This is a genomic window from Actinoplanes ianthinogenes, assembly GCF_018324205.1.
Classification (GTDB): Bacteria; Actinomycetota; Actinomycetes; order Mycobacteriales; family Micromonosporaceae; genus Actinoplanes; species Actinoplanes ianthinogenes.
On record NZ_AP023356.1, the window covers coordinates 2,532,703 to 2,558,772 of the forward strand.

The 26,070-nt window shown below is 72.5% G+C and carries 22 protein-coding genes; 5 read left to right on the forward strand and 17 right to left on the reverse strand.

Annotated elements, in window-relative coordinates; genetic code table 11:
* Positions 1-23: 23 nt before the first annotated feature.
* Positions 24-1,298 (forward strand): sensor histidine kinase, encoded by a 1,275-nt coding sequence (locus tag Aiant_RS11730; RefSeq protein WP_189333173.1) that lies wholly within the window; start codon positions 24-26, stop codon positions 1,296-1,298.
* Entirely contained in the window at positions 1,286-1,945 is a 660-nt protein-coding gene (locus Aiant_RS11735; RefSeq protein ID WP_189333172.1) for a response regulator transcription factor, read from the forward strand. The genes Aiant_RS11730 and Aiant_RS11735 overlap by 13 nt, the downstream gene beginning before the upstream one ends.
* 18 nt (positions 1,946-1,963) lie before the next feature.
* Here Aiant_RS11735 and Aiant_RS11740 read toward each other — a convergent pair whose 3' ends face one another.
* Genes Aiant_RS11740 through allB form a run of 4 tightly spaced genes read right to left on the reverse strand, consistent with a single transcriptional unit; the run spans position 1,964 to position 6,518 of the window.
* A complete protein-coding gene (locus Aiant_RS11740; protein ID WP_189333171.1) occupies positions 1,964-3,082 on the reverse strand; it encodes a protein-L-isoaspartate O-methyltransferase family protein in 1,119 nt (372 codons plus the stop codon).
* Between the two features lie 15 nt (positions 3,083-3,097).
* Complete coding sequence (locus tag Aiant_RS11745) at positions 3,098-4,246, reverse strand: phosphotransferase family protein (RefSeq protein ID WP_189333170.1); 1,149 nt, start codon at positions 4,244-4,246, stop codon at positions 3,098-3,100.
* A complete protein-coding gene (gene alc / locus Aiant_RS11750; RefSeq protein WP_189333169.1) occupies positions 4,231-5,208 on the reverse strand; it encodes an allantoicase in 978 nt (325 codons plus the stop codon). Before alc ends, Aiant_RS11745 begins: the two co-directional genes overlap by 16 nt.
* A complete protein-coding gene (gene allB, locus Aiant_RS11755; RefSeq protein WP_189333168.1) occupies positions 5,205-6,518 on the reverse strand; it encodes an allantoinase AllB in 1,314 nt (437 codons plus the stop codon). The genes alc and allB overlap by 4 nt, the downstream gene beginning before the upstream one ends.
* A 108-nt stretch (positions 6,519-6,626) precedes the next feature.
* Here allB and Aiant_RS11760 point away from each other — a divergent pair, with 108 nt between their 5' ends.
* Complete coding sequence (locus Aiant_RS11760) at positions 6,627-7,049, forward strand: glutaredoxin domain-containing protein (protein ID WP_189333167.1); 423 nt, start codon at positions 6,627-6,629, stop codon at positions 7,047-7,049.
* Between the two features lie 84 nt (positions 7,050-7,133).
* Here the strand turns inward: Aiant_RS11760 and Aiant_RS45620 are convergent, their stop codons facing one another.
* From Aiant_RS45620 to uraD, 7 genes are all read right to left on the reverse strand, one after another.
* Positions 7,134-7,652 (reverse strand): hypothetical protein, encoded by a 519-nt coding sequence (locus Aiant_RS45620; RefSeq protein WP_229830672.1) that lies wholly within the window; start codon positions 7,650-7,652, stop codon positions 7,134-7,136.
* A gap of 36 nt (positions 7,653-7,688) precedes the next feature.
* Complete coding sequence (locus Aiant_RS11770; RefSeq protein WP_189333166.1) at positions 7,689-8,825, reverse strand: DUF6986 family protein; 1,137 nt, start codon at positions 8,823-8,825, stop codon at positions 7,689-7,691.
* A gap of 62 nt (positions 8,826-8,887) precedes the next feature.
* Positions 8,888-10,423 (reverse strand): malate synthase A, encoded by a 1,536-nt coding sequence (gene aceB, locus Aiant_RS11775; protein ID WP_189333165.1) that lies wholly within the window; start codon positions 10,421-10,423, stop codon positions 8,888-8,890.
* Between the two features lie 124 nt (positions 10,424-10,547).
* Complete coding sequence (locus Aiant_RS11780) at positions 10,548-11,903, reverse strand: 8-oxoguanine deaminase (RefSeq protein ID WP_189333164.1); 1,356 nt, start codon at positions 11,901-11,903, stop codon at positions 10,548-10,550.
* Complete coding sequence (gene pucL, locus Aiant_RS11785; protein WP_229830733.1) at positions 11,900-12,751, reverse strand: factor-independent urate hydroxylase; 852 nt, start codon at positions 12,749-12,751, stop codon at positions 11,900-11,902. The genes Aiant_RS11780 and pucL overlap by 4 nt, the downstream gene beginning before the upstream one ends.
* 14 nt (positions 12,752-12,765) lie before the next feature.
* Positions 12,766-13,125, reverse strand: a complete 360-nt coding sequence (gene uraH, locus Aiant_RS11790) for a hydroxyisourate hydrolase (RefSeq protein WP_189333162.1) — start codon at positions 13,123-13,125, stop codon at positions 12,766-12,768.
* Positions 13,115-13,666, reverse strand: a complete 552-nt coding sequence (gene uraD, locus Aiant_RS11795) for a 2-oxo-4-hydroxy-4-carboxy-5-ureidoimidazoline decarboxylase (protein ID WP_189333161.1) — start codon at positions 13,664-13,666, stop codon at positions 13,115-13,117. The genes uraH and uraD overlap by 11 nt, the downstream gene beginning before the upstream one ends.
* Positions 13,667-13,867: 201 nt before the next feature.
* Here uraD and hrpB point away from each other — a divergent pair, with 201 nt between their 5' ends.
* Both hrpB and Aiant_RS11805 read left to right on the forward strand, forming a co-directional pair.
* Entirely contained in the window at positions 13,868-16,411 is a 2,544-nt protein-coding gene (gene hrpB, locus Aiant_RS11800) for an ATP-dependent helicase HrpB (protein WP_189333481.1), read from the forward strand.
* Between the two features lie 25 nt (positions 16,412-16,436).
* Positions 16,437-17,210 carry a methyltransferase domain-containing protein gene (locus tag Aiant_RS11805; RefSeq protein ID WP_189333160.1) on the forward strand — a complete coding sequence of 258 codons (774 nt, stop codon included), beginning with the start codon at positions 16,437-16,439 and terminating at the stop codon, positions 17,208-17,210.
* Between the two features lie 38 nt (positions 17,211-17,248).
* Here Aiant_RS11805 and Aiant_RS11810 read toward each other — a convergent pair whose 3' ends face one another.
* From Aiant_RS11810 to Aiant_RS11835, 6 genes are all read right to left on the reverse strand, one after another.
* Complete coding sequence (locus Aiant_RS11810) at positions 17,249-20,170, reverse strand: EAL domain-containing protein (protein ID WP_306415836.1); 2,922 nt, start codon at positions 20,168-20,170, stop codon at positions 17,249-17,251.
* A 69-nt stretch (positions 20,171-20,239) separates the two neighbouring features.
* On the reverse strand, positions 20,240-20,962 hold the full coding sequence (locus Aiant_RS11815) for a PP2C family protein-serine/threonine phosphatase (protein ID WP_189333158.1): 723 nt from the start codon (positions 20,960-20,962) through the stop codon (positions 20,240-20,242).
* Positions 20,963-21,043: 81 nt separating this feature from the next.
* Positions 21,044-22,069, reverse strand: a complete 1,026-nt coding sequence (locus tag Aiant_RS11820; RefSeq protein ID WP_189333157.1) for a hypothetical protein — start codon at positions 22,067-22,069, stop codon at positions 21,044-21,046.
* Complete coding sequence (locus Aiant_RS11825) at positions 22,066-23,325, reverse strand: transporter substrate-binding domain-containing protein (protein WP_189333156.1); 1,260 nt, start codon at positions 23,323-23,325, stop codon at positions 22,066-22,068. Before Aiant_RS11825 ends, Aiant_RS11820 begins: the two co-directional genes overlap by 4 nt.
* A gap of 45 nt (positions 23,326-23,370) precedes the next feature.
* A complete protein-coding gene (gene yidD / locus Aiant_RS11830) occupies positions 23,371-23,571 on the reverse strand; it encodes a membrane protein insertion efficiency factor YidD (protein ID WP_189333480.1) in 201 nt (66 codons plus the stop codon).
* An 850-nt stretch (positions 23,572-24,421) separates the two neighbouring features.
* Complete coding sequence (locus Aiant_RS11835; RefSeq protein WP_212846959.1) at positions 24,422-25,411, reverse strand: IS481 family transposase; 990 nt, start codon at positions 25,409-25,411, stop codon at positions 24,422-24,424.
* Positions 25,412-26,070 lie beyond the last annotated feature (659 nt).

Below are 26,070 nucleotides of genomic sequence, written 5' to 3' on the forward strand. Positions count from 1 at the left end.
GATCGGTTGCCTACGGTGAATTCGTGTCCACCACTACGTTGAACGTGGCCCTCCGCGACCGCCGCTATCTGCTCACCCCGTGGCCCTGGCGATCCGTGCTGTTCCTGGCCACCACCGCGGTCATCGCCGCGCCCCTCGCCTCCGGCCTGTGGCTCGGCCTGCTGCCGCTGCTGGTCGCGGCGAACGACGTCGGGCACGGCCGCGGGCCGGACGGCGCGGTCGTCTTCCTCGCCCTGGCCGGCACCGCCCTGCTGGTCGTCGCGGCCCCGCTGGTCGCGCTGCCGGTGGCCGCCCTCGACCGCCGCCGGCTGCGGCTGGTCGACCCGCGCCCGCTGCACGGCGGGCCGGGCGGCGACCTGATCGCCCGGCTGCGTGACGAGGGCACCTGGCGCGCGGTGCTCTACACGCTGCTGCTCGGCCTGCTGGCGCCCCCGATCTTCTTCGGCGCGTTCCTGGCGCTGATGGCCGAGGTGCTGATGCTGCTCAGCCCGTTCAGCATCGGCACCTGGAACTTCGGGACGTACGAGGTGCACGGCGGGCTGCGCAGCGCACCGCTCTGCCTGGCCGGGATCGTCCTGGCGCCGGTCCTGCTCTATCTGGCCGGTGTGCTCGCGGCCGGGCACGCCATGCTGGCCCGGCGGCTGCTCGGCGCCGGGGACCCGCTGCGGGACCAGCTCGGCGAGGTGCACCAGTCGCGGGCCCGGTTGGCCGACGCGTTCGACGCGGAACGCCGGCGGATCGAGCGTGACCTGCACGACGGCGCCCAGCACCGGCTCACCAGCCTCACCCTGCACCTGGGCATGGCCCGGCTGGACCTGCCGGCCGGCTCGCCGGCCGCCGAGCCGCTCGGGCTGGCGCACACCCAGGCCAAGGAGCTGATGGTGGTGCTGCGCGACCTGGTGCACGGGATCCGGCCGCAGGTGCTGACCGACCTCGGGCTGCCGGCCGCGCTGCGCGAACTGGCGGCCGGCTCGCCGGTGCCGGTGACGGTCGAGACGGAGATCGCGGCACGACCGCCGGAGGGGATCGAGACCACGGCGTACTTCGTGGCGGCCGAGGCGCTCACCAACATCGCCAAGCATGCCCGGGCCACCGAGGCGCGGGTGCGGGTGACCGGCGACGGCACCCGGGTGGACCTGGAGATCGAGGACAACGGGCGGGGCGGGGCCGACCCGGCCGGCGGCAGCGGGCTGACCGGGCTGGCCGACCGGGTGGCGGCCGCCGGTGGCCGGTTGTTGCTGGCCAGCCCGGCCGGTGGGCCGACCCTGCTGCGGGTGGAGCTGCCATGTCCGCGGTGACCGCACGCGTGGTGCTCGCCGAGGACGGGGTGCTGCTGCGCGAGGGGCTGATCCAGGTGCTGGGCCGGTTCGGGTTCACGGTGGTGGACGCCGTGGGCGACGCCGAGCACCTGATCACCTCGGTCGGCACGCACGAGCCGGACCTGGTGATCACCGACATCAAGATGCCGCCGGCCTTCCACGACGAGGGGCTGCGGGCCGCGGTGCAACTGCGCCGGATGCGGCCCGGGTTGCCGGTGGTGGTGCTGAGCCAGTACGTGCAGCAGGAGTACGCCGCCGACCTGATCGGCACCGGCGACGGGGTGGGTTACCTGCTCAAGGACCGAGTGGCCGACATCGAGGAGTTCGTGGCGGCGCTGCGGACCGTGCTCGCCGGCGGGACGGTGGTCGACCCGGAGGTGGTGCGGCGGCTGCTGCACCGGCCGCGGGATCCGCTCGGCATGCTGTCCCCGCGGGAGCGGGAGGTGCTCGGGCTGATCGCGGAGGGGCGGTCGAACTCGTCGATCGCCGGCGCGCTGTTCGTCACCGAGACCGCTGTCGGCAAGCACGTCGGCAACATCCTGGCCAAGCTGGGCCTCCCGCCGACGGACGACACCAACAGAAGGGTCATGGCCGTGCTGACCTACCTGGGCGCCAGGGTGGGCTGACCGGCCCGTGACACCAGCTCACCGGCGGCGTTTCGCGTCCTCCGAGTCCACGGGCAGGGTCCAGGTGTGCGGGACCCAGATGGGGGCGGCGGGGTCGCCGTCCAGGGTGAGGCGGACCTGCCAGGCGCGCATCGGCGGCCGGCCCAGCCGCCACCAGCGGTCGATCAGGGCGCCGGCGATCGCGGTGTACCGCTCCGCCTCGGAGCCGGCGGCCAGGATCGCGCCGTCCGGCAGCACCACCGCGCCCCCGGTGCCGCTCTCGTCGAGCAGGGCCAGGTGGCCCTGCTCGCGGCCGGGCAGCCCGGCCAGGGTGGCCCGCCGGTGCCAGGCGCCGGCGGCGTACCAGAGGTCGCGGAACGCGGTGGTGTCCAGCGGTGACGCCCAGCGCGGCGGGGCGGTCTCGACCAGGTCGGACAGGATCCCGGCCGACGGCGGGTGGCTGCCGGCGTGCCGGGCGCCGAGCGGCCCGGCGGCGCTCATGAAGCCGGACGGGCAGACCACGGTCGCCGGCACCGGGTCGCCGGGACGGGCCACGAGCACCGGGTGGTGACCGGCGTGCTCGACCGGGGCCAGCACGAACCCGTCCGGGGCGAGCTGGGCGAACCAGTGCGGCGAGAGTCCGGCGATGCCCACGGTGACGATGATCCGGTCGTACGGTAAAGGATCCTGAAGCCCGAGATAGCCGTCGCCGGCGACGACCCGCACCCCGGCGATCCCGGCCCGGGCCAGCGCGGCGCGCGCCCGCCCGGCGACGTCCTCCTGAACGTCCACACTGGTCACCGCGGCGCCGAGGGCCGCCATCAGCGCCGCGTTGTACCCGGTCCCGGCGCCGATCTCGAGCACCCGCATCCCGGGTCGCAGCTCCAGCGCCGCCAGCATGACCGCCATCAGCGACGGCTGGCTGGACGAGCTGACCGGCACGTCCCCGTGCAGCTTGGTGACCAGCACGTCGTTGCGGTAGACCGCTTCCAGGAACCCTGGGTCGTCCGGCTCCACCCGGCTGCCGTCGCGCCGGTGGAACCCGTCCGGCACGAACAGCTCCCGCGGCACCGTCGCGAAGGCCGTGGCCAGCTCCGGCGTCAGCGGGACGCCGTCCTGCCGGATCTGATCGAGGAACAGCCGCCGAGGATCAGCCATCCCGCAACGATACGTTTAGATGGCCGCCCCGGCGGCGGTCAGGCATTCCGGCACGTCACCCGCGTGATAGGGCCACTCCGACTGCTCGATGCTGGCCAGGAACCCGGCGTAGGTGGCGGCCGACAGCAGCCCGGCGACCGGCCGCAGCAGCGCCACGGCCCGTTCCGGATCGCAGCCCGGCACGGTCGCCCGCCAGCGCCGGGCCCACGCGGCGAGCACCGGCTCCGGCGACTCCAGGCCGTCGATCAGCCGCAGCAGGTCGAAGGCGGGATTGCCGATCGCGGAGTCGCCCCAGTCGACGATCACCAGGCCGCCCTGCCCGTCGGTGCGCACGTTGCCCGGGTGCAGGTCACCGTGCAGCAGCGTGTCCGGCAGGCCGCAGGCCGCGACCTCGGCGAACCGGGCCGGCAGGCCGTCGATCAGCTCCGCCAGTCCGGGGATGTCGTCCAGGTAGGGCGTGGCCACATGCACGAAACGCGCGGCGTCGAGCCGTTTGTCCGGAACCCCGGTCAACTCGCCGAGCCGACCGGCGAAATGTGCCTGCACCGGGTGGAAGGCCTCGACGATCTGCCCGCACAGGTCGGCGCCCGCACCGTACCGGTCCTCGCCCGGCACATGCGCGAGCAGCATCCGGCCCGCCTTGCCGGACGCCATCACATAAGGCACCAGGTCGGGCGCGACCGAAGCGACCAGGCCCAGCACGGCCGGCTCGTGCGCGAAGAACGACGGCACCTGCTTGAGCCAGGCGATCGTGCCGCCCGGGCCGTCCAGCCGCCAGATCGCCGACAGATTCCAGGTGCGCTGCTGGTGGGCGGTCAGCTCGCCGAACCCGAGCCGGTCCAGCACGCCGGACGCCCAGGCCAGCGTGGCGGCCGGCCCGCCCGGCTCGGCCCACGGCGCGCGGTGGGCGTGCGGCACCAGGTCGGCGCCGAGCGGGATCAGGCCCTCCGGCCGGTCCCGCGTCTCGGCGAGATAGGTGACGTGCCCGCCGGGCGGCGCCGGCCGGTCCGCGTGCAGCAGCCGCAGCACGGTGACGTCGGCGCTCGCCGCGGCGACCACCTCCGACACCTCCTGCCACCACGGGCTGGCGACGGAGAACGGCGGCAGCGCGCCGAGCAGCTCACCGGCCGGGTCGACCAGCACCAGGGTCACGGTTCGAGGCACTGCCTCATTCTCGCCCACAGGTGGTCCCGATCGGCACGCCCCAGCAGACGTAACCGGGCCATTCCGCCGTCCGGGAAGATGTCCAGCCGGGCGTGGGTCACCTCCGGGCCCTTGCGCAGCGGGAACCGGTGCGGGGTGTCGGGGCGCAACGCCGTCCGGGGCAGCAGCTCGACCTGGTCGCCGTCGGCGGTGATGCCGGTCAGCGTGGCCCAGCCGGGTGCGTTGCCCTTGAAGTGGCTGGTGTCCAGGTCGGCGAAGCGCAGCCGGGCCGGCGCGGCGAGCTGGACGAGCACCCAGTCGTTGGCGTCGTCGCGGCGGCGCGAGGTCTCCCAGCCGTCGCCCATGTTCAGCGCCAGGCCGGGCATCAGCATCCGCTGCGGGTTGCCGTAGAACATGTTGCTGCAATCGACGACCCGGCCGCCGTACTCCGCGGCGGCCACGTCGAAGACCTTCGGCAGCAGGTCCGGGTCGGGGACCACCTCGCCGTGCACGCGCAGCCGGGCCACCCCGCCGTCCGGGAAGATGTTGAGCCGCACGTGGGTCCAGCGCCGCTCGCCGGAGACCGGGAACTCGTTGCTCCCGTTCCCCTTGAGCTCGGCGCGCGGCAGGATCTCCGTCCACTCGGCCTCGGCCAGCTCGGCCGGGCCGGGATAGCCGGGCAGCGCGGTCGCGTCGAGGGAGGCGAACGGCGGGTAGTTGCCGGTGAAGAACGAGGTGTCCACGTCGACACCGCGGATCACGCCGGGCGCGCCGAGCCGGATCACCGCGAAGTCGTGGCCCGCCACGCGCCGCCGGCGAGTCTCCCAGCCGTCGTAGACCTGGCCCTTGTGGTCGAAGGTCTTCGGCGCGTGCCCGGCCGGGGCGGGCAGCACCAGATGGTCGGCGGCGGCGAAGAACTCGTCGTTGGCGTACACCACGCCGCCGCCGAAGGCGCGGGAGGCGAGGTCGGGCAGATCCTTCATCGGTGTCCCTTCGTGAGGAAGTGTCCGTGTTTCTCGGCGCCGGTGACCGGCCTGCCGCGGAGCCACGTCGTGCGGACCACGCCGTGCAGGGTCTTCCCGGCGTACGGCGTCACCGGGTTCTTGTGGTGCAGCGCGTGCGCGTCGACCACGAACGTGGCGTCCGGGTCGAACGCCACCAGGTCGGCGTCGGCGCCGACCGCGATCCGGCCCTTGTCCGGCAGACCGGCCAGGTCGGCCGGACGGGTCGCCATCCAGCTCACCACCTCGGCGAGCGCATGCCCGCGGTCACGGGCCGCGGTCCAGATCACCGGCAGGCCGAGCTGCACCGACGCGATGCCGCCCCAGGCCGCGGCGAAGTCACCGGTGTCCTGGCGTTTCAGCTCCGGCGTGCACGGCGAGTGGTCGCTGACCACGCAGGTGATCAGGCCGTCGGCCAGGGCCGCCCACAGCCGGTCCGCGTTGGCCGCGTCGCGGATCGGCGGGCAGCACTTGAACTCGGTGGCGCCGTCCGGGATCCGGCCGGCGTCCAGGGTGAGGTAGTGCGGGCACGTCTCCGCGGTGACCCGGACCCCGTCGGCCCTGGCCTGGGCGATCAGCGGCAGGGCGGAGGCGGCGGACAGGTGCAGGATGTGCACCCGGCGGTTCGCGGCGCGGGCGACCGCGATGGCGGTGGCGACCGCGGCGTGCTCGGCGTCGGCCGGGCGGGACGACAGGAAGTCGGCGTAGGCGGGCGAGCTGGCCGCGTCGTGCAGGTGATCCGGGTCCTCGGCGTGGATCACGAACAGGGCGTCGGCGGCGGCCATCGCGGCGGCGAGCTGCTCCCGGTCGACCGGGGGGAACTCCGGGACGCCGGAGTCGGCGAGGAAGGCCTTGAAACCGAAGACCCCGGCGGCGTGCAACGCGGGCAGGTCGGCGGCGTTGCCGGGGATGGCGCCGCCCCAGAAGCCGACGTCGACGTGACACTGGCCGGTCGCGGCGGCCTGCTTGATCCGCAGCGCCTCGGCGTTGACGGTGGGCGGCAGGCTGTTCAGCGGCATGTCGATGATCGTGGTGACGCCGCCGGCGGCCGCGGCCCGCGTCGCGGTGGCGAAGCCCTCCCACTCGGTGCGGCCCGGCTCGTTGACGTGCACGTGCGTGTCCACCAGGCCCGGGGCCAGCACGGTGTCGCCGAGATCGACGTCGGAGGCCGCGGAAGCGGTCGCGTCGTAGGGCCGGATCGCGACGATCCGCCCGTGCTCCACCACGACCGCGGCCGGGGTCTCGCCGTCGGGGGTGATCACCCGGCGGGAGCGCACCACAAGATCAACCATGGGTTCGACCCTAGTCGCGCTTTGTTTCAGCGGAACCCCCGTCTTCTTCTTGGTGCAACGGGCCCGCGCGCCTTCCTGGGCTCGACGCCGTGGCATAGCCTGTCGCTCATGGCACGACGGTGGCGGTTGTTCGCAGTGACCGCGGTGGCCGGTGTGGTCGTCGCCGCGGGCAAGTGGGCCACCGGCTCGATCGGCGCCGCCGCGGTCCTGCTGGTGTTCTTCCTGGTCCTGGCGGTGGCGACGTCACCGCTGGTCTTCCCGCGCCCGGTCACCGCCGCCGCGACGCGTGCCGACAGCCGCCCGGTGGTCTACTGGCGACCCGGTTGTCCGTATTGTGTGCGCCTGCGGACCGTCCTCGGCCCCCGCGCGGACCAGGTCCAGTGGGTCGACATCTGGCAGGATCCCGAGGCCGCGGCGATCGTCCGGGGTTTCGCCGACGGCAACGAGACCGTGCCGACGGTGGTCATCGACGGGGAGGGCTTCGTCAATCCGAGCCCACGCTGGCTGAAGGAAAAACTCCAACCCGCTTGACGGTACGACCTGAGCGTCCCGCCCACTGTTCCGCCGGGCCGTCGTGGCCCGCCGTCGCGTGCCGCCCGTTTGTTCGCCGCAGGCTCAGGCGGCCAGGCCGGCCAGCCCGCGCGATCGCTGCCGATGCACCGCGCGCACGTGGGTCCAGCGCAGGAACCGGTCGAACATCTCGCTCGGCGGCCGCCGCGGCAGGTCGACCACGGCCTGCTCCAGGTGCCCGGACATGTACAGCGCCAGCGACACCCGGTCCGACTCGGCCGCCAGGATCACCCGGGCCGGCTCGCACGGCCACGCGCACCCGCACGACCGGCACTTCCACGAGGGGCGTTCCCAGGTGTGCTCGACCCGGCCGTCGTGGCCCTCGTCATCCCGCTCCTCCTCGCCCAGGTGCAGGCTCCGGGTGACCGCCGGCGGCGGAATGGTCGCCGCGTCCGGGCACGGGTACCAGCCGCAGCCGCAGGAACATCGTTTCCGCCATGGCGCCCACCAGGTCCGTACCGGTTCGTGTCGCACCTTCATCGCCTCCCGGCGCTCCCGGCGCTGCTGTCGCCGGCTGATGCTCAGTTGTACGTATCCGGCGAGCCCCGGTTCGAGGTCATCCACAATTCGACGGGCCCTGATGTCGCAGATGCTGCCGCTTCAGGCCAGTGTGAGAAGTCGCTCCCGGGGGAAGCCGGCGTCGGTCAGGGCGCCGCAGTCGAGGCCGCGCAGCAGGTATCCGGCGAGCGCGCGGGCGGTGGCCGGCTCGTCCATGATCCCGCTGTCCTGCCGGTCCAGATAGCGGTGCAGCCGGGTGACGGCCGCGTCCCGTCCGTCGCGGAAGAACTGGTACGTCGCGGCGTAGCGGCTCGGCAGCTGCGCCGGATGCAGGTCCCAGCCCTGGTAGTAGCCGCGCTCCAGGGAGCGCCGGACCAGCCGGTGGTGCAGCTGCCAGGCGGCGTGCACCTCGGCGCGGGCACCGACCGGCAGGATGTTGGTGGAGCCGTCGCTGAGCCGGACGCCGGTCTGCGCGGCGGCCGCCTGCATCACCGCCTTGGCGTAGTCGGCGGCCGGGTGCTCCATCGACTGGTAGGCGGCGGCCACCCCGGCGGCGGCGCTGTAGTCGTACGTCCCGTAGTGCAGGCCGGTGCAGCGTCCGGCGGCCGCGGTGATCAGCCGGGCGACGGTCGCGGAGCCGTCCGCGGCGAGCACCGCCGAGGGCAGTTCGACCTGGATCTCGAAGGTCAGGAAGCCGGTGCTCAAGCCGTACGCAAGCTCCAGTTTCTCGCAAACCGCGACCATCGCCGCGACCTGGTCGGTGCCGCTCACCTTGGGCAGAGTGATCGTGAATCGGTCCTGGAAGGACTCGAGGAAGAGGTCCAGGGTGCGCAGCGAGCGGCGCCGGGTCGCGGCCTCCAGCGACTTGATCCGCAGGCCGAGGAACGGTGGTCGCGGGCCGTCGCGGAGGATCGCGGCGGCCTTGCGGACGGCGGCGTCCTCCTGGTCGTCGTCGCGGACGCCGTAACCGTCCTCGAAGTCGACCCGCAGGTCCTCGATCGGCTCCCGGGTCAGCTTGTCCCGCACGGCCGGGTCGGGCCACGGGAAGTCGTGCTCGTCCATCGCGGCGAGGGCGAGGGCGCCCCAGTCGCGGAACCCGTCGAGCCTGTCGGCGGGGACGTAGACGGTGTGCACGGGTTGCCGCCCGGCGCGCTCCCCCGGGTAACGGGCCCGGAGGAACGCGTCGTGGGCAGCGAGGCGCCCGTCGATCTCGGCATAGTCATGATCGGACAGGCGCACGGGTTCGCTCCTCGGTTCTCGTCCCTGCCGGCGACCTCGCCGGCGCCGGCAGGGACGCGGTCTCAGTCGATCGCGTCGTAGGCCGCGGTGGTGAGGAAGTCGGCGAAGTCGTCGGCGAGGGCGACCCGCTCGAATAGCTTGCGGGCATCCTCGAAGCGACCGCCTTCACCGGCCGCCGCGGTGATTTTCGCCAGTTCCTCGTCCTCGATCCGGGCGACCAGCTCGGCGGTGATCGGGGTGCCGTCGGGCAGCTTGACCCCGTTGTGGATCCACTGCCAGATCTGCGAGCGGGAGATCTCCGCGGTGGCGGCGTCCTCCATCAGGTTGTGGATCGCGACCGCGCCGTTCCCGCGCAGCCACGCCTCCAGGTACTGCAGCGCCACGTTGACGTTGTTGCGCAGGCCGGCCTCGGTCACCTGGGCGTCCAGCGCCGCGACGTCGAGCAGGTCACGGGCGTCGACGGCGACGTCGGGGCGCAGCTTGGACAGCTGGTTCGGCTTGTCGCCGAGCACCCGGTCGAAGATCGCCTGGCAGACCGGGACCAGGTCGGGGTGGGCCACCCAGGAGCCGTCGAAGCCGTCGCCGGCCTCGCGCTCCTTGTCCTCGTTCACCTTGGCCAGGGCGATCTCGTTGACCTGCGGGTCACGCCGGCTCGGGATGAACGCGGCCATGCCACCCATCGCGAACGCGCCGCGCCGGTGGCAGGTGGAGACCAGCAGCTCGGAGTAGGCGCGCATGAACGGCGCGGTCATCGTCACGGCGGCGCGGTCCGGCAGGATCATCCGCGGGTTGTCGCGGAAGTACTTGATGATGCTGAACAGGTAGTCCCAGCGGCCGGCGTTCAGGCCCGAGATGTGCGGGCGCAGCGCGTAGAGGATCTCCTCCATCTCGAACGCGGCCGGGATGGTCTCGATCAGCACGGTGGCGCGGATCGTGCCGACCGGGATGCCGAGCTGCTCCTGGGCGTACGTGAAGACGTCGTTCCAGAGCGCGGCTTCCTTGTGCGACTCCATCTTGGGCAGGTAGAAGTACGGCCCGGAACCGCGCTCGAGCAGCTCCTTGGCGTTGTGGAAGAAGTAGAGGCCGAAGTCGACCAGGGCACCGACGGCCGGCTCCCCGTCCACCGGCAGGTGCCGCTCGTCGAGGTGCCAGCCGCGCGGGCGCATCACGATGGTCGGGTACGGCCCACCGTTGAGCTCATACGTCTTCTTCTCGGTCTCCAGCGAGATGGTCCGCCGGATCGCGTCGTACAGGTTCTGCTGGCCGTCGACCACATTGGACCAGTGCGGGGTGTTGGCGTCCTCCAGGTCGGCCAGCCACACCTTGGCGCCCGAGTTGAGCGCGTTGATGGTCATCTTGCGCTCGGTCGGGCCGGTGATCTCGACGCGGCGGTCCTGGAGGTCGGCGGGCGCCGGCGGGGCGGACCATTCGGCGGCGCGGATGTCGGCGGTCTCCGCCAGGAAGCCGAGGCTGGCTCCCGCGGCGATCTCGGCCCGCCGGGCGGCGCGCGCCTCAAGGAGCTCGTTCCGGCGCGGCCGGAACCGCCGGTTCAGATCGGCGACGAACGCCACAGCCTCATCGGACAGGATCTCGGTCATCGTTGACGGCTCCTCTCGGTGTGGTTACTCCCGCGTAGCGTAGTGGTGGTCCCGGCCCGCGTCAGTGGCCAGGAGAGCCAAGAAGATCACACTTGATATGTGGTGGTTACGCGATGGACATCAATCACTGACGCTCCGCTGCCATCAGCCGACGATGGGCCCGCCGCGCCGCCGCGGTCAACGTCTCCTCGTCGGCGTTGACCAACTCGCCGCGCTCGACCACCGGTCTGCCACCCACCAGCGACAGTCCGACCCGGGCCGGCGGGCCGAAGACCAGAGCGGCCACCTTGTCGTCGATCCCGTCGTGCCCGAGCCCGCCCAGGTCCCACATGACCAGGTCGGCCAGTTTGCCCACCTCGATCGACCCGAGGTCGTCCTGCCGGCCGAGGCAGCGGGCGCCGCCGATGGTGCCGAGCCGCAGCGCCTCCCGGGCGTCCATCGCCGCCGGCCCGCCGCGCTGGCGTGCCGTGTACAGCGCCTGGCGCAGCTCGGCGCCGAGGTGCGAGACCTCCTGCGACGCCGCGCCGTCGACGCCCAGCCCGACCGGGACACCGTGGTCGACCAGCTCACGCACCCGGGCCATGCCCGCGCCGAGCCGGGCGTTGGAACTCGGGCAGTGCGCCACCCCGGTCCCGGTGGCGCCGAGCTTGGCGATCGCCGAGTCGTCCAGGTGCACGCCGTGCGCCAGCCACACGTCGTCGCCGAGCCAGCCGACCCGCTCCGCGTACTCGACCGGGGTGCAGTTGAACTGCTTGCGGCAGAACTCCTCCTCGTCGTCGGTCTCGGCGAGGTGGGTGTGCAATCGCACGCCACGCCGCCGGGCCAGCACCGCGGCCTCCTCCATCAGCCGGGTGGTGACCGAGAACGGCGAGCAGGGGGCGACCGCGATCTGGAGCATCGCGTCCGCCGACGGGTCGTGCCAGCGGTCGATCGCGGCCTCGGTGGCGGCGAGCGCCTCGTCGGTGTCCTCGACCACGTGGTCCGGCGGGAGGCCGCCGTCCTTGCGGCTCAGGTCCATCGAGCCGCGGGTCGGGTGGAAGCGGACACCGATCGTGCGTGCGGCCTCGATCTCCGCCTCGAGGACGTCGCCGCCGTCGCGAGGGAAGACGTAGTGGTGGTCCATGCTGGTGGTGCAGCCGGAGAGGGCCAGCCAGCCCAGGCCGGCCCCGGCCGCGGCGCCGACGATCTCCGCGTCGAGACGGCCCCAGATCGGGTAGAGGGTGGTCAGCCAGCCGAACAGGGTCTCGTCCAGCGCCAGGCCCCTGGTCGCCCACTGGTACAGGTGGTGATGGGTGTTGACCAGCCCCGGCGTGACCAGATGGTGCTTCCCGTCGACCCGGGTTGCTTCTCCGGAGATGTCGGCTCTGCCGAGTCCGACCGCGGCGATCCGGCCGTCGTCGCCGACCACGACGTGGCCGTCGGCATACTCCCTGCCCTCCGCGTCGACAGTCGCGATCGTGGCGTTCTCGATGACGATCACAGGTACCACTCCGTCGTCGCCGGGGGCACGTCGTCGCGGGTCACGGTCCCCTCGATCAGTCCGTAGGGCCGATCGCCCGCGATGAACACCTCGTTCTCGTTCTCCAGGTTAAAGACGGAGAGATCGACCAGGTAGTGGTGCTTGTTCGGCAGCGTCAGCCGGATCTCGGCGATCTCCGGGCGGCCGGAGAGCACCAGGGTGCCCATCGACATCAGCGTCTGCTGCAACGAGAAGCTGTACGTGTTCACGAACGCGGTGGTCATCGCGTCCACGGCGCCCTGGAACGACTTGCCCCAGTCGGCCTCGTCGCTCAGATGCCGCCATTTCGCGTCCACCGCGGTGGCCAGGATCCGGTCGGTGGTCTCCGGCAGCGTGGTGTACCGATCCCGCACGAAACCGTGGAACTCCGACGCCGTGGTGTTCATCAGCACCAGGCCGGTGATGCCGGAGACGACCTGGGTGGCGTCCCGGGTCACCGTGACCACGGTGGTGCGGGTGTGGTCGCCGCGTCTCTGGAACGAGTGCGGGCCGAGCCGGTCCCACCCGAAGGACTCCACACTCACCCGCGCCGAGTCGACCTGGCCCTGGGTGCGCACGAAATGCCGGGCCAGGAGCAGGGCGAACTCCTCCGGCTCGCCGACGCCGTGCTGCTTGGCGAACGCGTACACGGTGTTCTTCATCGTGTCGGTCGGCAGCACGCCGGAGTTGTCGCCGGTCAGGTGGGTGGCCGACAGGTCGCCGGACAGGGCGATGCTGACGTTGAGGTCCACCAGGCCGTGCGTGTCACCGTCCCGGTGCACCCGGACCAGCCGGGTCTCCGCCTTGCCGTAACGATTCGGTCCGAGCACGATCGCCAACGAGTTCAGCTCCCTCGATAGGTGGTGTAGCCGTACCGGCTGAGCAGCAGCGGCACGTGGTAATGACGCTCCGGGTCGTGGACGTGGAAGGCGACCGTGATCTCCGGGAAGAAACACTCCTTGCCGAGGTAGGGCTCGACGTAGAAGAGCAGCCGGTAACCACCGGCCTGCCAGTCGCGGACCGGCACCTGATAACGCAGGCGGCCGTCGTCGTCGGTGCGGCCCTCGGCGATGGTCCGCCAGCCGTCCGCGTCGCGGCGCTCCAGCCGCACGTAGACGTCCCGGGCCGGATCGCCGGTGACGGTGTCCAGGATGTGTGTGGAGATCCGCGCGTGGAACTCGGCGGTGGTGCCGTCAGAGGGCATCGAGCACCCGCTCCAGCCGCAGCCCGGCGATCTTGCGAAGCTCGTCGGCGACGATCGCCCGCTCGGTGGCCTCGTCGTTGCCCAGCCGCTCGCGCGCGGCCGCCAGGATCTCGGCCTGGCTGCGGCCGCTCGCGAAGATCAGGAACACGTGGCCGAACCGCTCCTCATACTCCCGGTTGGCCTCGATCAGCGCGGCCCGTGTCGCGTCGTCGGCGCTGCGCGCCGCGGCCGACTGCTCGGCGCGGGACCAGGCCGCCTCCCGCGAGGCACCGGCCGCGCGCTCCCCGATCCGCGGGTGCGCGGACAGGCCCTGCACCACCTCGTCCCAGGTCAGCGCGCGGGACGCGGCGTCGGCCGCGGCGACGACGGCGGCCCGGTCGGGGAACGGCCGCTTGGCGGCGATCCCGGCGCCCCAGGCCGGCACGGCCAGGCAGGCGAGCAACTGCTCCCGCAGGCGCTCGGCCGGCAGCGCGTTGAACGCGTCCACCGCGCCGGTCGCGCCACCGGCCGTGCTCGGTGACTCGCTCGCGAGCTCGCTCATCGCCTCACCCCCTCTTCGATGTCGATCAGTCAAGCAGGCGGACTTCGCCCCGTGCACCGGCGGTGCGAAGAATTAACAGGGCCACCCTGCCACGAACCTCTGACGGAAACACGGCCGATCGGCGAGCCTGTGGACAACCGCCGGCTGTCCACAGGCGTGGAGGAAGTTGTCGGTGGGATCGGCAAGACTGAGCGCGTGCTGATCCCCGCCGACGCCCTCCCCGATCTCCCGGTCCGCGACCTGCTGCCGGAGGTGACCGCCACGCTGGCCGAGTCCGGCGCGGCGGTGCTGGTCGCGCCCCCGGGCACCGGCAAGACCACGCTGGTCCCGCTCGCCCTGGCCGGCGCACCCGGCGCCGGTCGCGTCATCGTCGCCGAGCCGCGCCGGGTCGCGGCGCGGGCCGCCGCCCGCCGGATGGCCGCGCTGCTCGGCGAGCCGGTCGGTGAGCGGGTGGGTTATGCGGTGCGCGGCGAGCGCCGCGTCTCCGGGCGCACCGTCGTCGAGGTCGTCACCACCGGGTTGCTGGTCCGCCGCTTGCAGCGGGATCAGGAGCTTTCCGGGACGAGCACGGTGGTCCTCGACGAGTGCCACGAGCGCCACCTCGACTCCGACCTCGCCCTCGCCTTCCTCGTCGAGGTGCGCGGGGTGCTGCGTCCCGAGCTTCGGTTGCTGGCGACCTCGGCCACCGCCGACGCGGAGCGCCTGGCCGAGGTGCTCGGCGGGCCGGTGCTCACGGCGTACGCTCGCACCTTTCCGGTCGAGACGCACTGGACACCGCCGCCCGGCCCGGTCGCGCCCCCGCACGGCCTGCGCGTCGATCCGAAACTGCTCGACCACGTCGCCGCCACCACTCGCCGCGCGCTCGCCGAGGGTGAGGGTGACGTGCTGGTCTTCCTGCCCGGCGCCCGGGAGATCGAGACCGTCGCCGCCCGGCTCCGCGGGGTGGACGCCGAGGTGCTGACGCTGCACGGCCGCCAGTCCGGTGCGACCCAGGACGCCGCGTTGCGGCCCGGGCCGCGCCGCCGGGTGGTGCTGGCCACCGCGATCGCGGAGAGCAGCCTGACCGTGCCCGGGGTGCGCTCGGTGGTCGACTGCGGCCTGAGCCGGGTGCCCCGGATGGATCACGCGCGGGGCCTGGGCGCGCTGGCGACCGTCCCGGTGTCCCGCTCGTCCGCGGTGCAGCGAGCCGGTCGGGCCGGCCGCGAGGCGCCCGGCCGGGCCTACCGGTGCTGGGCCGAGGCGCAGCACGAGCGGCTGCCCGCCCAGCCGGAGCCGGAGATCGCGGCGGCCGACCTGACCGGCTTCGCGCTCGACCTGGCCCTGTGGGGCGATCCGGACGGCAGCGGCCTGATGCTCCCCGATCCCCCGCCGCCGGGCGCGCTGCGCGCGGCGGCGTCGACACTGCACGACCTCGGCGCGCTCGACGACGCGGGCAAGGTCACCGCCCGGGGCCGGGCGCTCGCCGGGGCGGGCCTGCATCCGCGGCTGGCGCGGGCGCTGCTCGACGGGGCCGCCCTGGTCGGCGCCCGCCGAGCCGCGGAGATCATCGCCGTCTTCGACGACCCCCGATCAGCGGGAGACGACCTGGTCGCGGCCGTCCGCCGCGCCCGGACCGCCGCCGATCCAGCTTGGCGAGCCGAGGTACGCCGCCTGACCGCCGCCGCCGAGCCCCCGACACCCGCCCCATCCGCAGCCCCTTCCCCCGCCCCCTCCGTCGGCACCTTCGCGGCCGCCGGGCGGGCGGGCACGACCGGCAGCCCGGCTCGGATTCCGGATGACCTGGCGACCGGGCTCGTCGTGGGGCTCGCCTATCCCGAGCGAGTGGCGCTGGCCCGGGAGCCCGGTGGCCACGCCTACCTGATGGCCGGCGGCACCGCCGCCGAGCTGCCGCAGACGAGTTCCCTGGCCGGGACACCGTGGCTGGCGGTGGCCGCCGCCGACCGGGCACCGGGGGCGCGCACCGCCCGGATCCGCAGCGCGGCTCCGCTCGACGAGGAGACCGCGCGGGAGGTGGCCGGCACGCTGCTCCGCGAGGAGACCGAGATCGGCTGGATCGACGGCGACGTGGTGGGCCGCCGGGTGCAGCGGCTCGGGGCGATCACGCTGTCCAGCGTCCGGTTGACCGACCCGGATCCGGCCGCCCTGCGCGAGGCCCTGCTGACCGGCCTGCGCACCACCGGCCTCGGCCTGCTCACCTGGAGCCGGGCCGCCGAGGAGCTGCGGGCCCGGCTGGCGTTCGCGCACGCGGCGCTCGGCGCCCCCTGGCCGGACGTGTCCGACACCGCCCTGCTCGACCACGCCGAGGAGTGGCTCGACCTCGGTTCCGCCCGCCGCCGCGCCGACCTGTCGAAAATCGACGTCGCCTCGGCCCTGCGCCGGCTGCTGCCCTGGTCGGTGGCGGGCCGGCTCGACGAGGTCGCCCCGGAGCGACTACCGGTGCCGAGCGGCTCGCAGATCCGGCTCGACTACACCGACCCGGCTGCGCCGGTGCTCGCGGTGAAGGTGCAGGAGGCGTTCGGCTGGCGGGACGCCCCCCGGCTGGCCGACGGACGCATCCCGGTCCTGCTGCACCTGCTCTCCCCGGCCGGTCGCCCGGTGGCGGTCACCAGCGATCTCGCGTCGTTCTGGCAGCAGGGCTATCCGCAGGTCCGAGCCGAGATGCGGGGTCGCTACCCACGCCACCCCTGGCCCGAGGACCCGTTGACCGCCGTTCCCACCCGCCGCGCCAACCCCCGCGCCCGCTGACCCTCCGACCATCAAGGAGAACACCATGACGAACACCTTCACCCCCGGAGAGAAGACCTGGCTGGCCCAGCTCGGCACACTGCGCCAGGTGGTGCGCCAGGAGGTGGTCGCCCGGCAGCTCGCCGACCATCTGAGACCGGACGGGCTACGCGTCCTCGACGTCGGCTGCGGGCAGGGCAGTCAGGCGTTGCGGCTGGCCCGCCTCGGATTCGAGGTCACCGCCCTGGACTCCTCCGAGGAGATGCTGGCGGAGCTCAACCGTTCGCTGGAGCGCGAGCCGGCCCGGGTCCGCGACCGGGTGCGGGTGGTCCGGGCGGACGCGAGCCGGCTCGCCGGGACGTTCTCGCCGGGCTGCTTCGACGTGGTGCTCTGCCACGGCCTGCTGATGTATTTCGCCGAGCCGGGGCCGCTGCTCACCGACCTGGCCCGGATGCTGGCGCCCGGCGGCACGCTGTCGCTGCTGGTCCGCAACGGAGACGGCTTGGCGATGCGCCCCGGCCTGCTCGGCGACTGGGCGACCGCGCTGGAGGCGTTCGACTCGACGGCGTACGGGAATCGCCTGGGCGTGGCGGCCCGCGCCGACCGCCTGGCCGACCTGACCGCGGCCCTGGCCGGCCGCGGTCTCGAGGTGTTCGCCTGGCACGGCGTCCGCGTCTTCACCGACACCGCGGCCGACGACGCGCCCCTGCCCAGTGCCGCCGAACTCCATCGCATCCTCGACTGCGAGACGCGCGCCGGCTCCACCGATCCGTACCGCGGCGTCGCGGCCCTGACCCATGTCTTCGCCCGCCGCCCCTGACCGGGCGACCGGTCACTCAGCCGGCCCACCACGGGGCGTCAGGCGGGCGGGCGGTTCAGCTCGGTCAGACGGGCCGGTGGACCGAACAGGTATCCCTGACCCAGCGGGCATCCGAGACCGTCCAGCGCCGCCGCCCGCTCCTCGGTCTCGATGCCCTCGCCGACCACCGTGATTCCCAGGTCGGCGCAGATCACCAGGACGGAGCGGCACAGCTCACCGGCCCGGTCCGGCGCCGTGTCGACGTCGGTCAGGGTCGAGTCCAGTTTCACCGTGTCGACCGGGAGGCCGTGCAACTGGGCGAGCGCGTTGTACCCACTGCCGAAATCGTCCAGGGCGACCCGGACGCCGCGGGCGCGGAGGCGTTCGACCACCGCGGCGGCGCGGGGCAGGTCCGGGATGCGGAGGGTCTCGGTGATCTCGACGACCAGGCGTTCCGGGGGCATCGCGTGCCGGGTCAGGGCGCCGTCGACGGCGTCCTCCAGACCCTGCTGGCCGAGGCGGCCGGCGGAGACGTTGACGTGCACGTCGATCGGGCGGCCGTAACGTTCGGCGAGCGCGTGGGCGTCGGCGCAGGCCTGGTTCAGCACGAAGTCGTCGATCGCGGCGACCAGGCCGGTGCGCTCGGCCATGGTGACGAAGACGTCGGGGTGGACCGGCCCGGCGACCGGGTCGGTCCAGCGGGCGAGGGCCTCGACGGCCACGGTCGTGCGGTCGCTGAGCCGGACGATCGGCTGGTAGTGCACCTCGAAGCCGGCCGCGGCCGGGCTGCCGCCGGTGAGCGCGCCGGCCAGCAGCCGCGGGAGGTCGGCGTTCGGGCCGTGGACCGGGCCGGTGTACCGGATCAGGGCGCCCTTGCCGCGGCGCTTGACCGCGTACATCGCGGCGTCGGCCCGGCGCAGCAGCAGGTCGGCGGAGAGCTGGTCGCCCGGCTCGGCGGTGACCAGGCCGATGCTGGCGCCGACGCTGACCGAACGGCCGTCGATCAGATAAGGCTCGCGGAGCGCGGCCAGCACCCGCTGTCCGACCCCCTCCGCCTCGGCCACCCACTCCCGCTCGTCGAATGAGGCCACGACCGCGGGAACCGCCGGATCCGCCGCCACCGAACCGGCCGCCGCGGAAACGGCCGGCCCCGCCACCGCCGACCCGGACACCGCAGACAGCGCCGCATCCGACCCCGCCGAGCCGGACACCGCGGACAGAGCCGCATCCGATCCCGCCGACCCGGACACCGCGGACAGCGCCGCATCCGACCCCGCCGAACCAGACACCGCGGACAGCGCCGCATCCGACCCCGCCGACCCCGGCACCGCTGGAACCGCCGAACCCGGCGCCGGCGATCCCGGCACCCCCGGGTATCCCGCGGCAGGCACACCGGCCGCACCGGGCGGAAGGCCATGGACCGCCGAAGCGGCAGCCCCCGGCGCGACCACGCCGGACGAATGATCGCTGACGGACGGCGAGGCCGACCGTGGCGCCGGAACGAACCCGGCAGCGGACGGCACGGCACCCCCGAGGAAGTCCGTCCGCCGGCGCAACGGAGACCGCGGAGCCGCCGGACGAGCCTTCCCTCGAGGCCAGCGCCCAGCCGTACGCACATCGTCGGTGACCCGGACCCCGGCGGCGGACAGCACGTACCGTCGCTGCCGGCCGACCACCCGCCGCAGCGCGGAGACCGCACCCCCGCGCGGACCGGGCGCAGGCGGTGAAACCGCCGCGTCGCTCTGATCGAGAACCACCGCGAACTCGTCCCCACCGAGCCGCGCCACCAGATCCTGCGGCCGCACCGAGGCGCGCAGCCGCTCCCCGATCGCGTGCAGCACCCGGTCACCCATGGCGTGCCCGTAGGTGTCGTTGATCAGCTTGAAGTCGTCCAGATCCGCGAAGATCACCGCCACCGGCGTCCCCCGGTGCCGGTTCGAGTCGAGCGCGAGCACCAGGCGCTCCCGGAAGAGGGCCCGGTTCGCCAGCCCGGTCAGCGGATCGTGGTACGCCTGATGGTGCAGCCGCCGCTGCGTCTCGGCCACCCGCCCGAGCAGCACCGTGTTGTCCAGAATCGTGATCATCTGCCGGGTCACCACCAGGCCCAGGCCGAGCCAGCCGAGGTAGGCCTGGAACGACGTGAGCGGATGCCCGGTCGCCGTGCGAGCCAGCAGCACCACCCCGGTCACCAGCACCGGCACGTAGGGCAGCAGCAGGTGGAACCAGTCCCGTGGCAACGCCGTCACGTCCACCGGCGGCGGCGCCGGGCGCGGTGGGCTGAGCGCGGCGAGCGCGATGCAGGCCGGACCGAGCAGGTGCCCGGCGACCTCCAGCCAGACCGGGCCGAGCGCGAACAGCCGCATGGTGTCCGCCACCCCGAAGGCCAGCAGCCCGGCCCCGACCAGCGCCAGCGGCCGCCGCCCGGCGGGCGAGTCGGGCCGGGTGGTCAGCAGCAGCACCACCATGGTGACCAGCACCAGGTCGGCGATCGGGTAGGCGGCCGTCCACCAGGTCAGCGAGTCCCACTCGGTGACCGGGCTGAGGAAGGACGAGGACCAGCCCAGCGCCAGCACCGAGCCGGTGATCAGCACGCTGTCGATGAGCAGCGCGATCTGGTCGCGCCGCGGCGAGGTGGGTATCGGCCGGGGCCGGGTCCGGGTCACCCCGAGCAGGCCGATCAGCATGCAGGCGGGCAGCACCACGAACCCGATGTCGAAGATCGTCGGGTCGGTGGACCGGTCCGGTCCGGTGAGGTCCTGGACCACCCACCAGAGCCGGACCGCGGACCAGGCGGTCAGGCCACCGGCCGCGAGCCATCGCCAGTTGCGCGGGATGCCGGTGCGGCGACGCGCCGCGACCAGGCAGGCCCAGGCCGCGATCGCGCCCGCGGCGAGTTGCGCGGTGTCGGTGTAGAGCCGGGGCGCACCCACGAGCTCACCGACCGCGACCACCGCGAGGGCGAGCGCCAGAGTCCCGATCAAGCGCGCCGTCGTGATCACCACCAGTGTCCGGGCCGCGGTCATGATCCACGGCCGGATGAAAATACCGGGTCAGACCCCGTCGGTCACGTCGGCGATGACAACCGTGACGTTGTCCGGTCCCCCGCCGCGCAGCGCGAGATCGACGAGTCTCTCGGCGCACGCCTTGGGGTCGGGGACGATCCGCATCTCTTCCTCGATGGTCGCATCCGTCACCACACCGGTGAGACCGTCGCTGCACAGCAGCCACCGGTCGCCACTCTGCGGCTCGACGATCACGTACGCCGGACTGACCGGCTCGCCCTGCAACACCCGGGTGACGACCGCGCGGCGGGGGTGGCCGGCCGCCTCCTCGGGCTTGATCAGGCCCTGGTCGACCAGCATCTGAACGTACGTGTCGTCCTTGGTGAGCTGGTTGAGCCGCCCGTCGCGGAGCAGGTAGGCCCGGGAGTCGCCGACGTGCGCCATGGCGGCGCGCTCGCCGTTGAACAGCACGGCGGTCAGCGTGGTGCCCATCCCCTGCAACGAGGGGTCGGCGGCGACCGTCTCGGCGATCCGCCGGTTTGCCAGTTCCAGCGCCTGGTGCAGCGCGTCCATCTGATGTTCGGTGTCGATCGGGGCGTCGAGCGAGACCATGGACTCCACGGTGATCCGGCTGGCCAGATCCCCGGCGGCCATGCCGCCCATGCCGTCCGCGACGACGAGAAGCCGATCACCGGCGTAGTGACAGTCCTCGTTGTTGCTCCGGACGTGTCCTTGGTCGGTGACGGCCGCCCACCGCAGGTGCAAGGTCATGGCGTGCAGCCTGCCAGGTCGATGGCTGGCTGTCTGCACGTGGTGGGCGGCATGTCGCACATGTCCTCCACGAAAATACACTCAGGCCTGGCCATGGGGCCGCCCCAGACATCGAGGATCGATTTCGGTCACCTTCCGTGTCGGTGCTATCCACTCCAGCGCCGATGTCTCGACCGGCCAGCCGCGGACCTCCACGGCACTCTCCGGCGGTCGCACCGGCTCGGGGCAGAGTGTCTTCGACCGTACCTCGTTGTTGGGGATGAACCGCACCTCGCCGACGCCGTCCAGCATGGTCGTCGAGGTGTCGTCGACCGAAATCAGCTGACCGCGCACCACCTCGCGGACCGGTCCACCCTCCGGTCCCACCTCGACGGCGCTGCTGGGCAGCACCGGTGCGCGCAGGAAGACCACGCCGACCACGATCGGCAGGGACATCGCGGCGCCGATCGCCGGCCAGTGGGTGACCAGTCGCGCCCAGCGGGCCGGGACCGGGCCGGTGAGCAGCGGGCCGAGCAACGGCGGCACGGCGAGCAGCAGCGCGGTGCCGTGCTCACCCTCCGCGAGCGCGGTGACCACTCCCGGCCAGACGAAGATCCAGGTGAGCAGGCCGACCAGCACCGGGACGCCGATCGTGATCCAGAGCATCACCCCGCGGCCGGCCCGCAGCCGCTGCACCGCGGTCAGCCCGAGCACCGCGACGACCAGCATCTCCAGTGTGGGCAGCATCCGCAGCTGCCAGGTGAAGCCGGCGATCAGCACCGCGATCAGCACCACCCAGTCCGGCATCCGCAGCGCGGCCACCGCGATCACCGACCGTCCCGCGTCCTCCGGCTTGCTCACCAGCAGGATCCCGCCGAGCACCCGGGTGGCCAGGATCACTGCCGGGACCGCCCAGGTCAGCGTGATGAACAGGGCGCTGATCATGCCGAGCGGACTGATGTACTGGACCAGCAGCAGCATGGTCGGCAGGTCCTGCCGGCTCAGATACCACAGCCGCAGCACCAGCAACATCAGCGGGAACGCGGGCAGGACGGTGAGCAGCCAGTTCAGCTGCGACCGCCGGCGGCGCGGCGCGATCACCGGGCCCTTCATGAAGACGTCGGTCACTTCAGCAGGTCCTCCCAGGGGAGTTCCCGCACGTCGGGGCGGGTGACCCGGGGCTGCTGGGCGATCGCGATCGGCACCTTCCCGTTCGCCGGCACCTCGGTCTGGAAGTTCCGCTCGAAGGCCTTCTCCCACCGGTCGTCGTGCGGGTCCGCGTAGGACCGCCACAGCGTGAGGTCGACCAGCTTCTTCAGCGCCGGATTGTCCCCCGCGTTCACGCCCCATCGCTCGGTCGCGTCCAGCCCGAGGTCCCAGTGGTCATACTTTTCCGGGAATTTCGCTTTCCACCCGGCGAGGATCGCGGCGTCCGTGGTCACCGCGTCGACCTGGTGCCGATCCAGCATCGCGAAGCACTCCCGCACCCGGTTCTTCGACACCAGCTCGGCGCCGGCATTCGTCGGGGCGACCGCGCTCGTCGAGGTGGACAGCGTGCAGACCTTCTTGTCCTTGAACTCGTTCAGCGAGGCGACCGGCTTGTGCCCGGCCAGCGTCATCACCGACTGCTCGGTGTACAGATAGGACTGTGAGAAGTTCACGCCGTCGGCGATGCGCTTGGGCGTGATGCTGTAACTGGCGATCACCAGCTGCACCGGCACCCGATTCCCGTTCTGGTCGTCGGCCTGCATCCGGGCCCGGTCCTCGGACTCCATCCCGTAGAACTTGACCTCGTCCCGCCGGAACCCGAGATCCTCCGCGATCATGTACGCCACGTCGATGTCGAACCCCGACCAGATCTTGGTCGCCGGGTCGAAGTAGGCCGTCCCGTACTGATCGTCCTTGACCCCGATGGCCAGCGTGGTCCACGAGTCGACCCCGGACTGCGCACGCAGCTCGTCCACCGACGGCGGCCCGCCCACGAACAGCCGCACCATGGTCAGCCCGATCGCCAGCACCAGCCCGAGCCCCAGCCCGGCCAGCCGCAACGCCGCCATGTTGAACCGCTCCGGCCGATCCGGCAGCACCTCCGGCTGCTCCAGCGGCACCGGCTCGGTCTGCGGCGGCAACCGCCCCTCGTCGACCGCCTCCTGCACCGCGATGTCGCGCGCCGCGATGTCCTCCACGGTGGTCCGCCGCTTCAGCGGCCAGACCCGCTTCAACTGCGGCGGAAGGTCCCCGCGCAGCGCGTCGCTGAGCCGGCTGGCGGCATCCCGTTTCGCCGGCTCCGCGGGCACCCGCGGGACGTCGGGGCCGCGGCGCGAAGCGTCCCCGTTCGACGCGCTGTCACCCAGCGGCGTCCCCTCCGTCGAACTCTCCCCCATCGGCCCTCCCCACTGTTCCCGGTCGGGCCATCGTGCACCATCACGTCACGGAACGGGGTCCCCGGTACCGAACGGGACTCGCGGACCACACCTGCGGAGCCGCGCCGCCGCCAGCCCGAGCCCTTTCCGCAGCCCATACCTTTCGATCGCCGCCAATGCGTATGCACTGCACGTGGGCCGGTACCGACACCGGGTCGGCAGTTTCGGAGAGACCTTCCGATAACCACGGATCGCGCCGGTCACCATCCGCTCAGCCGGCCGCGCGGTCGGCCGGTGCCCGAGCAACGCCACGATCGTCAACAACGTGCTGAGCCGGAACAGGTCACATCCGGGCACATCGCAATCACAGCCGGGAACGTCGCAATCCGGCAGGTCACACCCCGGATTGCAGTCACAGTTGTGATACCAGGGCTCCTTCTTCTCGGGCTCCTGGGGATCATCCGGCACGTTTTCCACCGGCACATGGTGCCGGATGAACTCAAGCGCGCCCAGTCACCGAAGGAAAACCCCATTCAAGATCAAATTCTTCATCGACGCGCGTCCGCCGGGGTACGGACCGCATGCTCCCGCGCGGGCCGAGGGCGGCGATCTGGCCGCTGGCGCGTCCAAACCAATCGCCGCCCTCTTCACTGTCCGCGGCTGGTTCCGGAGATCAACCCCCGGCTGGCCTCCACCGCCCTATCCCATGCCCGAATAGGGCGCTGGGAGCCAGCCCGGGGGTTGATCTCCGGCTGGCCCTCAGCTCCCAAGGCAGACGCGAGATCGGGCCAAGCCGCTCGACACCCCTGCGGCTGACTCCGCCCGCCGGCTGCCGACTGGTAGCTCGTTACGTTCGCGCGCCAGGCACGCGGGCTTGCTGGTCACGGCCCCGGCCGCCGGGTCACGGTCGGCCGATGATCCAGTCAGATCCGGTCCGGACCCTGGTCCCGGCCCGCCGCCCACTCACCGACCCACAGTCCAACTTCCGGTACGCCGGCAGCCCCCGAGCCCGCAACTGCCCCGCCCCACGCAATCCCGGCTGGCCCTGGCGGCCCTAACCGGACCTGCGATAGGGCCCTGAACACCAGCCCGACAATCGCGGCTGGCCCTGGCGGCCCTAACTGTTCTGCCCAGAGAGGTTAGGAACGCGGCTGGCGGGTGAGCCGCCGATGGCGGAGTGGTAGCGGTGGTGATTGTAGGTGTGCAGGAAACGGGGTAGGGCTTTGCGGCGGGCGTTTTCGCTGGTGTATGGCTTGGAGTAGGCCCATTCATCGGCCAGTGTGCGGTGGAAGCGTTCCACTTTGCCGTTGGTCTGCGGCCGGTAAGGACGCGTCTTTTTCACGGTGACGCCCAGCTCGGCGCAGGTCTCGCGCCAGAGGCGGGAGATGTAGCAGGAGCCGTTGTCGGTCAGTACCCGGGCGATGCTGATGCCGTGGCCGGCGAACCAGGTGTGGGCGCGTCGCCAGAAGGCGGTGGCGGTCTCTTTCGTTTCGTCGGCCAGGATTTCGGTGTAGGCCAGGCGGGAATGGTCGTCGAGGGCGGTGTGCAGGTAGGCGTAGCCGAGCCGGGCGCCGCCGAACCTGTCGGTGCGGTGCCCGGTCGTGGCGGTGCGGTTGAGTTTGCCCTGGGCGCGGCCTTGGGTGCGCCAGCCGCCGCCGTCGGGGATGTTGCCGAGTTTCTTGACGTCGACGTGGATCAGATCGCCGGGCGCTTCGTGTTCGTAGCGGCGGACCGGTTCGGCGGTGGCCCGGTCCAGATGCGTCAGGGGTACAGCACCGGCCCGGCGCAGGATCGCGTGGCAGGTCGAGGCGGGCAAGCCGAGTCGCCAACCGATCCGGACCGGGCCCAGGCGCTGGCTGCGACGTAGATGCAACACTCGTCGTTCGATCGGCCGGGGTGTGCGGCGGGGACTGTGACGCGGCCGGCTGGGCCGATCGCGCATGCCGGCGGCGCCCTCGCTCTGGTAGCGGTCGGCCCAGCGTTTCGCTGTCGTCGGGCTGACCTGGAACCGATCCGCGGCCCGCCGTAGCGACCAGCCGTCATCGACGACGCACCGGGCCAGCCTCAATCGGCCGCGTTCGGTCAACGGAGCGTTAGCGTGGGGCACGAGGACCTCCCGGGTGTGGTGTGGAACCTTCGACAAGCTCCACCTCACCCGGAGGTCCTCACCTATTTCAGCAAGTCAGCCCCGTTACCAACGTCCGTGAGCAGAACACCTAACCCGGCCTGAGATAGGGCCCTGAACGCCAGCCCAACAAACACGGCTGGCCCTGACGGCCCTAACCGCACCCGGGATAGGGCCCTGAACACCAGCCCAACAAACACGGCTGGCCCTGACGGCCCTAACCGCACCCGGGATAGGGCCCTGAACACCAGCCCAACAAACCCGGCTGGCCCTGACGGCCCTAACCGCACCCGAGATAGGGCCCTGAACACCAGCCCAACAAACCCGGCTGGCCCTGACGGCCCTAACCGCACCCGAGATAGGGCCCTGAACACCAGCCCGACGATCACGGCTGGCGCCCATAGCCCTATTCGGGGACGGAATAGGGCTATGGGCACCAGCCCGGGTTCTTGGCCCGCGCTGCCGGGACTGATCCAGGGCGGGACAACCGTGGTGAGCATCAGGCGGAGAACCGGGATGGGGCGGTGTGAGCACACGATCGGCGTATCGGGAACCAGCACCGCCCTGGGCATCCGCTCGGCCGCTACCGGGACCGCGGGCCGCACGCCATCGAAGGAGCGGACCGCGAGCGGCGGCCGCGA

Bases quoted from the DNA above. Each gene is read 5' to 3' on its own strand.
- Aiant_RS11735 (WP_189333172.1), top strand. From the start codon at position 1,286: ATGTCCGCGGTGACCGCACGCGTGGTGCTCGCCGAGGACGGGGTGCTG.
- Aiant_RS11740 (WP_189333171.1), bottom strand. From the start codon at position 3,082: ATGGCTGATCCTCGGCGGCTGTTCCTCGATCAGATCCGGCAGGACGGC.
- alc (WP_189333169.1), bottom strand. From the start codon at position 5,208: ATGAAGGATCTGCCCGACCTCGCCTCCCGCGCCTTCGGCGGCGGCGTG.
- allB (WP_189333168.1), bottom strand. From the start codon at position 6,518: ATGGTTGATCTTGTGGTGCGCTCCCGCCGGGTGATCACCCCCGACGGC.
- Aiant_RS11760 (WP_189333167.1), top strand. From the start codon at position 6,627: ATGGCACGACGGTGGCGGTTGTTCGCAGTGACCGCGGTGGCCGGTGTG.
- aceB (WP_189333165.1), bottom strand. From the start codon at position 10,423: ATGACCGAGATCCTGTCCGATGAGGCTGTGGCGTTCGTCGCCGATCTG.
- uraH (WP_189333162.1), bottom strand. From the start codon at position 13,125: ATGCCCTCTGACGGCACCACCGCCGAGTTCCACGCGCGGATCTCCACA.
- uraD (WP_189333161.1), bottom strand. From the start codon at position 13,666: ATGAGCGAGCTCGCGAGCGAGTCACCGAGCACGGCCGGTGGCGCGACC.
- Aiant_RS11805 (WP_189333160.1), top strand. From the start codon at position 16,437: ATGACGAACACCTTCACCCCCGGAGAGAAGACCTGGCTGGCCCAGCTC.
- Aiant_RS11815 (WP_189333158.1), bottom strand. From the start codon at position 20,962: ATGACCTTGCACCTGCGGTGGGCGGCCGTCACCGACCAAGGACACGTC.
- Aiant_RS11825 (WP_189333156.1), bottom strand. From the start codon at position 23,325: ATGGGGGAGAGTTCGACGGAGGGGACGCCGCTGGGTGACAGCGCGTCG.
- yidD (WP_189333480.1), bottom strand. From the start codon at position 23,571: ATGGTGACCGGCGCGATCCGTGGTTATCGGAAGGTCTCTCCGAAACTG.